Below are 6,548 nucleotides of genomic sequence, written 5' to 3'. Positions count from 1 at the left end.
GTGCTGCCCAAATTGGGCGGCGCGCCGGCGGTGTGGAACAGCGCGATGCTCGTCTATCAGGCGCTGCTGCTCGGCGGTTACGCCTATGCGCACTGGCTCGGGCGGTTCACCGTGCGGCGTCAGGCGGTCATCCACCTCGCGCTGTTCCTCGTCGCGGCGCTGTGGCTCCCGATCGGCATCGCGCAGATCGCGGCGCCCGGACCGGGGCAGGAGGCGCTGTGGGTGCCCTTGCTGCTGCTCGCCTCGATCGGCCCCGTTTTCTTCGCCGTTTCGGCGCAGGCGCCGCTGATGCAGCGCTGGTTCGCCGCCGACGCGCGCGCGGGCGATCCCTATTATCTCTATGCCGCCTCGAACCTCGGCAGCTTCGCGGGCCTGATCAGCTATCCGGCGCTAGTCGAACCCACCCTGCCGCTCGCTGCACAAAGCTGGGGCTGGACCGCGGGCTATGCGCTGCTCGTCCTGCTCGTCGCCGGGGCCGCGGCGGCGCGCTGGCACGGCGGCGCCGAAGCCCATGCCGCCATCACCGGTGAGCCGCGGCCGAGCTTGCGCCGCCAGCTCCGCTGGCTGCTGATCGCGGCCGTGCCGTCGGGGCTGATGCTGTCGACGACGACGCATCTCACCACCGACATCGTCGCGATGCCTTTGCTCTGGGTGCTGCCGCTCGGGCTTTACCTGCTCAGTTTCGTCATCGCCTTTTCGACGATGGAGCGGCCGACGCAGATCATTACCGTCATCGCGCCGGCGGTGCTGCTCGCAGTCGGCGGTCTCGGACTGCTGAGCTCGGGCGGCGGATCGATGATGGTCGCGCTCGCCAGCCTCGCGATGCTGTTCGTCGTCGCGACCGCGCTCCACGGCTATCTCTACCATCTCCGTCCGGCTGCGCAGCATCTGACGCTCTTTTACCTCATCATGTCGGCGGGCGGGGTGCTCGGCGGGCTGTTCGCGGCGCTGTTCGCGCCGCTGATCTTCGACTGGGTGTACGAACATCCGCTGCTGATCCTCGCCGCCGCGATGCTGTTGCCGCTCCCCGCGCTGTTGCCGTGGGACAAATGGCTGGGACTCGAAGCGAAGACCGCGCGTATCGTGGCCGCGATATTCGTCGCGCTCGCCGCTTTTGGCGCCTGGCATATGGTCGGCGACTGGACCGGCCGGCTCGACAGCGCGACGACGTCGTGGGGCATCGCGATCTTCGTCATCGGCATGCTCGTGATCGGCTGGCGCTGGGCCTATGTGCCCGTGCTCGCCTTGCTCATGCTCGGCGTCGGCGGCTGGGACACGATCCAGGAAAGCTTCACCGGTGCGCGCGTGCGCAGCTATTTCGGCGTCTACACCGTCACTGACTATCCGGCATCGAACCAGCGCCGCCTTGCGCACGGCACGACGCTCCACGGCCTTCAGCGCACCGACGCCGCGCACCGGCGCGATCCGACGACCTATTATGGCCACCAGTCGGGGGTCGGGCTGACGCTGGGCAAGGCCACGGCGCTTGCCGGACCCAACGCGTCGATCGGCATCGTCGGGTTGGGGGCGGGCACGCTCGCCTGTTACCGCAAGCCCGGCCAGCACTGGACGATCTTCGAGATCGATCCGGTGATGGTCGACATCGCGCGCGATCCGTCGAAATTCACCTTCCTGTCGGACTGCGCCGGCGACACGCCGATCGTCATAGGCGATGCGCGGCTCCAGCTTGCCAACCAGCCCGCAGGGCGCTTCGACGTCATCGTGATCGATGCTTTCTCGTCCGACGCGATCCCGCTCCACCTGCTGACCGAAGAGGCGATCGGCATTTACGCGCGTGCGCTGAAGCCCGACGGGATCCTGCTCATCCACATCTCGAACCGCTTCTTCGATCTGGAGCCGGTGCTGGCGGCGGAGGCGAAGGCGCGCGGCTGGACGAGCGCGATCCGCATGGACCCCGGCCCGGTCAATGACGAATATGGCGACCTGACGGGATCGAACTGGGTCGCGCTGACCGCGACGCCGGAGCGGATGCAGGAGTTGACCGGCGGGATCCGCCCGCGCAAGGATTCCCATGCGGACCGCGCGTGGGTGCCGCTCGACGCGCGTCCCAATTTCGAGCGCTGGACCGACGATTATGCCTCGACGCTGCCGGTCCTGATCTGGAAGAATATCATCGGAGGCCGCGACGAATGACCCACAGCGACGTCAGCATCATCAGCGTCAATGGCAAGACGCCGCAGATCGACCCCAGCGCCTTCATCGCGCCGGGATGCCGGATCATCGGCGACGTGACGATCGGCCCCGATGTCAGCATCTGGTATAATTGCGTGCTGCGCGCCGACGTCAGCCATATCGTCGTCGGCGCGCGCTCGAACATCCAGGACGGCAGCGTCGTTCACTGCGACGGCCCGATGCCGCATAAGCCTGAAGGTTTCCCGACGATCATCGGCGAGGATGTGCTGATCGGCCATATGGCGATGGTGCACGGCTGCACGCTGGCAGATCGCGCGTTCGTGGGCCTGAAGGCGACGGTGATGAACGGGTGCCGCATCGGCAGCGACGCGATGCTTGCGGCGGGCGCGCTGCTCACCGAGAACAAGGAAATCCCCGAGCGCGAATTGTGGGCCGGATCGCCCGCGCGGCGGGTGCGCGAGATCGACGATGCGCAGGCGGCGGGCATGCAGCTGGGCGTCGCGCATTATGTGATGAACGGCCGCATGCACAAGGCGGCGATCGAACAAGGCTAAATCAAAACCCGTTCGCATCGAGCGAAGTCGAGATGCCCCTCGGCTTGGCGTTATGGCGATGGGTGTCTCGACTTCGCTCGACACGAACGGGACGCTCAAAAGGGCGCTCCGGTTTCCCAAAGCGCCCTTTCGTTGAGCGTCGTCAGCCGGCTTAGCTGAAGTTCACCATCGCATAGAGCATCGGGATCGACAGCAAGGTGTTGGTCCGCGAAAAGATCATCGCGGTCTTGGCGGCCTTCGCCTTGGTCGCATCGTCGGACTCGACGATGCCCAGCGCCTTTTTCTGGTTCGGCCAGATCACGAACCAGACGTTGAACGCCATGATCAGCCCCAGCCACATGCCGACGCCGATCAGCTTGTACGGATCCTGCAGGCCCAGTGCGGGCGCCAGATATTTGGCGTGGCCGGCAATCGCGAGGCCCAGCACCACGGTCGCAGCCGCCGCCCAGCGGAACCAGAACAGCGCGGCGGGCGCGATATGCTTGCCGACGGCGGGTTTCAGTTCGGCCGGAATTTTCGGCATCGTCGGAATCTGGACGAAGTTGAAATAATAGAGCAGGCCGATCCACAGCACGCCGAAGAAGGTATGCAGCCAGCGCATGATCGCGTTGCCCGCCGCGACCCCGTCCTCGAAATTCTGGCCGTTCAGGCACAGCATCAATATGATCGCGAGCACGAGGCCCGTGCCCAGCACGGCGTGCAGGTTTCCGAAAAATTTGTCCATGGCAGTTCCCCCTGTTTATCCGGCGCCGTGCGACCCGGTGCCTGCGCGCTGCTATGCCAGCGACGGGGGGATCGCTCAAGCTTGCTTCTGACTTGCTTCTTCGGGAACGGCGAGGCCGTTCTTCAGCATCACCGGCACCTGGCTGAAAGTGAAGAGGAAGGAGAGAGCGGTGACGCCCCAGACCTTGATCGTCAGCCACAGGTCGAAACTCATCTGCTTCGCCTGGATCATCTCGTACATTACATGGTTGGCGACGCCGAGCGCGGCGAAGAAAAGCCCCCAGTTGCGCGATAACAGCAGCCAGCCGCGGTCGGTGAGCCCTTCGAGCGCCGATTGCAGCAGATATTTCAGCATCGGCTTGCCAAACCACCAGCCGCCGAGCAGCAGCACGGCAAAGGTGGCATAGATGATCGTCGGTTTCATCACGATGAAACGCTCGTCGTGGAACCAGATCGTCAGCGCGCCAAAGCCGAGGACGAGGATGCTCGACATCCACAGCATCGGCGAAATCTTGCCGAGCTTCCACTTCGACACGACCATCGCGATGACGATCGCGACCATGAACGCGACGGTGCCCTTGATCGCCGCGGTCGTCGCGGCGAACGCGCCTTCGCCGCCCGACGAGAATTTATAGGCGAGGAAGAAGACGAGCAAAGGCCCGAAATCGATAACGAAATTGAGCCAGCCATGCTTCGCCGGCGGCGGCGCAGGGACCGCTTCCGGGCCAGTGGGGAGCTGGTCGCTCATCTTATGTTTCCTGCAATAATGCCCGCGATCTCGTCGGCATCGAACGGACGAAGGTCGTCGATGGTTTCACCGATGCCGATCGCGTGAATGGGAAGCCCGTGGCGCTCGGCCGCGGACACAAGCACGCCGCCGCGCGCGGTGCCGTCGAGCTTGGTCATAACAAGGCCGGTGACGCCCGCGACCTCGCGGAACACGTCGATCTGCGACAGCGCATTCTGTCCGGTCGTCGCGTCGAGCACGAGCACGACATCGTGCGGCGCCGCGGGATTGAGGCGGCCGAGCACGCGCTTGATCTTGGCAAGCTCGTCCATCAGCTCGCGCTTGTTCTGGAGCCGCCCGGCGGTGTCGACGATCAGCACGTCGATCCCCGTCGCGGTCGCCTGTTTCACCGCATCGAACACGATCCCCGCGCTGTCACCGCCCTCGGGCCCCGCCATGATCGGCACGCCCAGCCGCTCGGCCCAGACCTTCAATTGCCCGATCGCGGCGGCGCGGAACGTGTCGCCCGCGACGAGCATCACGCCATAATCCTGTTCCTGGAACAGGTGCGCGAGCTTGGCGATGGTGGTGGTCTTGCCCGACCCGTTGACCCCGATCACGAGGATGACCTGCGGGCGCGGGAAGGCGTCGATGTCGAGCGGTTCGGCGACCGGGCGCAGCACCGCGGCGATTTCCTCGGCGACGACCTTGCGCAGTTCCTCGGTGCCGTTCGCGGCGATGTCGCGGCGTTCGGCGAGGCGGCCGCGGATGCGCTCGGCCATCGCGGGGCCGAGGTCGGCGGTGATCAGCGCTTCCTCGATGCGGTCGAGATCATCCTCGTCGAGCCGCGCCTTGCCGGTCAGCCCCGCGAGATTTTCGCCGAGCCGCTCCGACGTGCGGCGAAATCCGCCGAGCAGCCGTTCGCTCCAGCTTTGGCCGGTCATGCCGCGATATCCTTTGCTTCGATTTGGGTGGCGATCATGCGGTCGCCGTCGCGCGCGCCGAGGCGGACGTCGATGATCGTGCCGGGCGCCGCGGGTGCGGTCAGCGCCACGGCGGCGAAATTTTCGGCATGGCCGCTGACGCCGTCGCGCTCGACGAGCATCGATGCGGTTCGGCCGATCTGCATATCGAGCCAGTCCTGCCGCCGCCGCGCATTGGCGTCGCGCAGGATCGCGGCGCGCTCGCGTGCGATCGTGCGCCCGACCTGCGGCATCCGCGCGGCGGGCGTCCCGGCGCGCGGGCTGTACGGAAAGATATGGCCGAAAACGATGTCGCAATCGTCGATCAGCGCCAGCGAGTTCGCGAACATCGCGTCATCCTCGGTCGGAAAACCCGCGATCAGATCGGCGCCGATCGCAATCTCGGGACGCGCGGTTTTCAATCGCTCGATCAGCCGAACCGCGTCGGCGCGGCGATGGCGGCGCTTCATCCGCGTCAGCACCATATCGTCGCCCGCCTGCAGCGACAGGTGAACATGCGGCATCACGCGCTTTTCCTGCGTCAGCAAGGCGAACAGCGCATCGTCGATCCGGTCCGGGTCGAGCGACGAGAGGCGGAGGCGTTCGACCGGCAGCGCCAGCAACGCCTCGACCAGCGCGGCCAAGGTCGCGCCGCTGTCGTCGCCATAGCTGGCAAGGTCGACCCCGGTCAGGACGATCTCGCGCTGGCCGCGGTCGAGCGCGATCTGCGCCTCCGCCAACACCGCTTCGATCGTTGCCGACCGCGCCGTCCCTCGCGCGAGCACCGTCGCGCAGAAGGTGCAGCTATGCGAACAGCCCGTCTGGACGCCGAGGAAGGCGCGGGCGTGATCGGCGCCGGAGAGGGCAGGGGAGTAGGAAGGACGGCCCTTCGACAAGCTCAGGGCGAACGGCTGAGGGGTTGAACCATTCTCCAAATCCGTTCGTGCTGAGCGTGTCGAAGCACCGTTCTGCTTTTCGATACGATAGCTCTCGATTAGCCCCTTCGCATCGTTGCTCACCACCCGTGCACCCATTGCGGTAAAGCTCTCGGCTTCCAATTCCGCCGCGCACCCGGTCACCACGACCTCGGCGCCCGGCCGCTCGCGTAAGCTCCGCCGCACCGCCTGCCGCGCCTGCCGCACCGCTTCGTCGGTCACCGCGCAGCTGTTGAAGATGATCGTATCGCGCACGCCCGCGGCGCGCGCGGCCGCACGAACCCCTTCGCCCTCGGCGATGTTCAGCCGGCAACCGAAATTGACGACCTCGACCGGGCCGGCGAGGGAAGCACTCATCCGAACTGCGCCCAGTCGGTCTCGCCCTCATAGACGCGCGTCGCGGCGCCGCTCATCACGATCGGCTCGCCGGGCGCCCAGCGGATGACGAGGTCGCCGCCGGGCAGCGACACCGTCACCGGCGACTGGACCAGCC

Annotated in this window: 6 protein-coding genes and 1 pseudogene; 2 read left to right on the top strand and 5 right to left on the bottom strand. The window is 66.3% G+C overall.

What is annotated here, in order from left to right:
* Together VJ811_RS00275 and VJ811_RS00270 are read left to right on the top strand one after the other, a co-directional pair.
* The coding region (locus tag VJ811_RS00275; RefSeq protein WP_324070050.1) for a fused MFS/spermidine synthase at positions 1-2,154 on the top strand (2,154 nt) is incomplete at its 5' end.
* On the top strand, positions 2,151-2,708 hold the full coding sequence (locus tag VJ811_RS00270) for a gamma carbonic anhydrase family protein (protein ID WP_324070048.1): 558 nt from the start codon (positions 2,151-2,153) through the stop codon (positions 2,706-2,708). The genes VJ811_RS00275 and VJ811_RS00270, both read left to right, overlap by 4 nt.
* 151 nt (positions 2,709-2,859) lie before the next feature.
* Here the strand turns inward: VJ811_RS00270 and VJ811_RS00265 are convergent, their stop codons facing one another.
* From VJ811_RS00265 to VJ811_RS00245, 5 genes and pseudogenes are all read right to left on the bottom strand, one after another.
* Complete coding sequence (locus VJ811_RS00265; protein WP_324070046.1) at positions 2,860-3,432, bottom strand: urate hydroxylase PuuD; 573 nt, start codon at positions 3,430-3,432, stop codon at positions 2,860-2,862.
* Between the two features lie 75 nt (positions 3,433-3,507).
* Positions 3,508-4,179, bottom strand: a complete 672-nt coding sequence (locus tag VJ811_RS00260; RefSeq protein WP_324070044.1) for an inner membrane-spanning protein YciB — start codon at positions 4,177-4,179, stop codon at positions 3,508-3,510.
* Positions 4,176-5,102, bottom strand: coding sequence for a signal recognition particle-docking protein FtsY (gene ftsY, locus VJ811_RS00255; protein ID WP_324070042.1), 927 nt, complete (start codon positions 5,100-5,102; stop codon positions 4,176-4,178). The genes VJ811_RS00260 and ftsY overlap by 4 nt, the downstream gene beginning before the upstream one ends.
* Positions 5,099-6,412, bottom strand: coding sequence for a MiaB/RimO family radical SAM methylthiotransferase (locus VJ811_RS00250; RefSeq protein WP_324070040.1), 1,314 nt, complete (start codon positions 6,410-6,412; stop codon positions 5,099-5,101). The genes ftsY and VJ811_RS00250 overlap by 4 nt, the downstream gene beginning before the upstream one ends.
* Positions 6,409-6,548, bottom strand: a pseudogene (locus VJ811_RS00245) (diaminopimelate epimerase); the annotation flags it as partial. The gene VJ811_RS00250 and the pseudogene VJ811_RS00245, both read right to left, overlap by 4 nt.

The sequence above is a fragment of the Sphingopyxis sp. genome, from assembly GCF_035250425.1.
Classification (GTDB): domain Bacteria; phylum Pseudomonadota; class Alphaproteobacteria; order Sphingomonadales; family Sphingomonadaceae; genus Sphingopyxis.
This window is presented reverse-complemented; position numbering and strand designations above follow the sequence as displayed.

Bases quoted from the DNA above. Each gene is read 5' to 3' on its own strand.
- VJ811_RS00270 (WP_324070048.1), top strand. From the start codon at position 2,151: ATGACCCACAGCGACGTCAGCATCATCAGCGTCAATGGCAAGACGCCG.
- VJ811_RS00265 (WP_324070046.1), bottom strand. From the start codon at position 3,432: ATGGACAAATTTTTCGGAAACCTGCACGCCGTGCTGGGCACGGGCCTC.
- VJ811_RS00260 (WP_324070044.1), bottom strand. From the start codon at position 4,179: ATGAGCGACCAGCTCCCCACTGGCCCGGAAGCGGTCCCTGCGCCGCCG.
- ftsY (WP_324070042.1), bottom strand. From the start codon at position 5,102: ATGACCGGCCAAAGCTGGAGCGAACGGCTGCTCGGCGGATTTCGCCGC.
- VJ811_RS00250 (WP_324070040.1), bottom strand. From the start codon at position 6,412: ATGAGTGCTTCCCTCGCCGGCCCGGTCGAGGTCGTCAATTTCGGTTGC.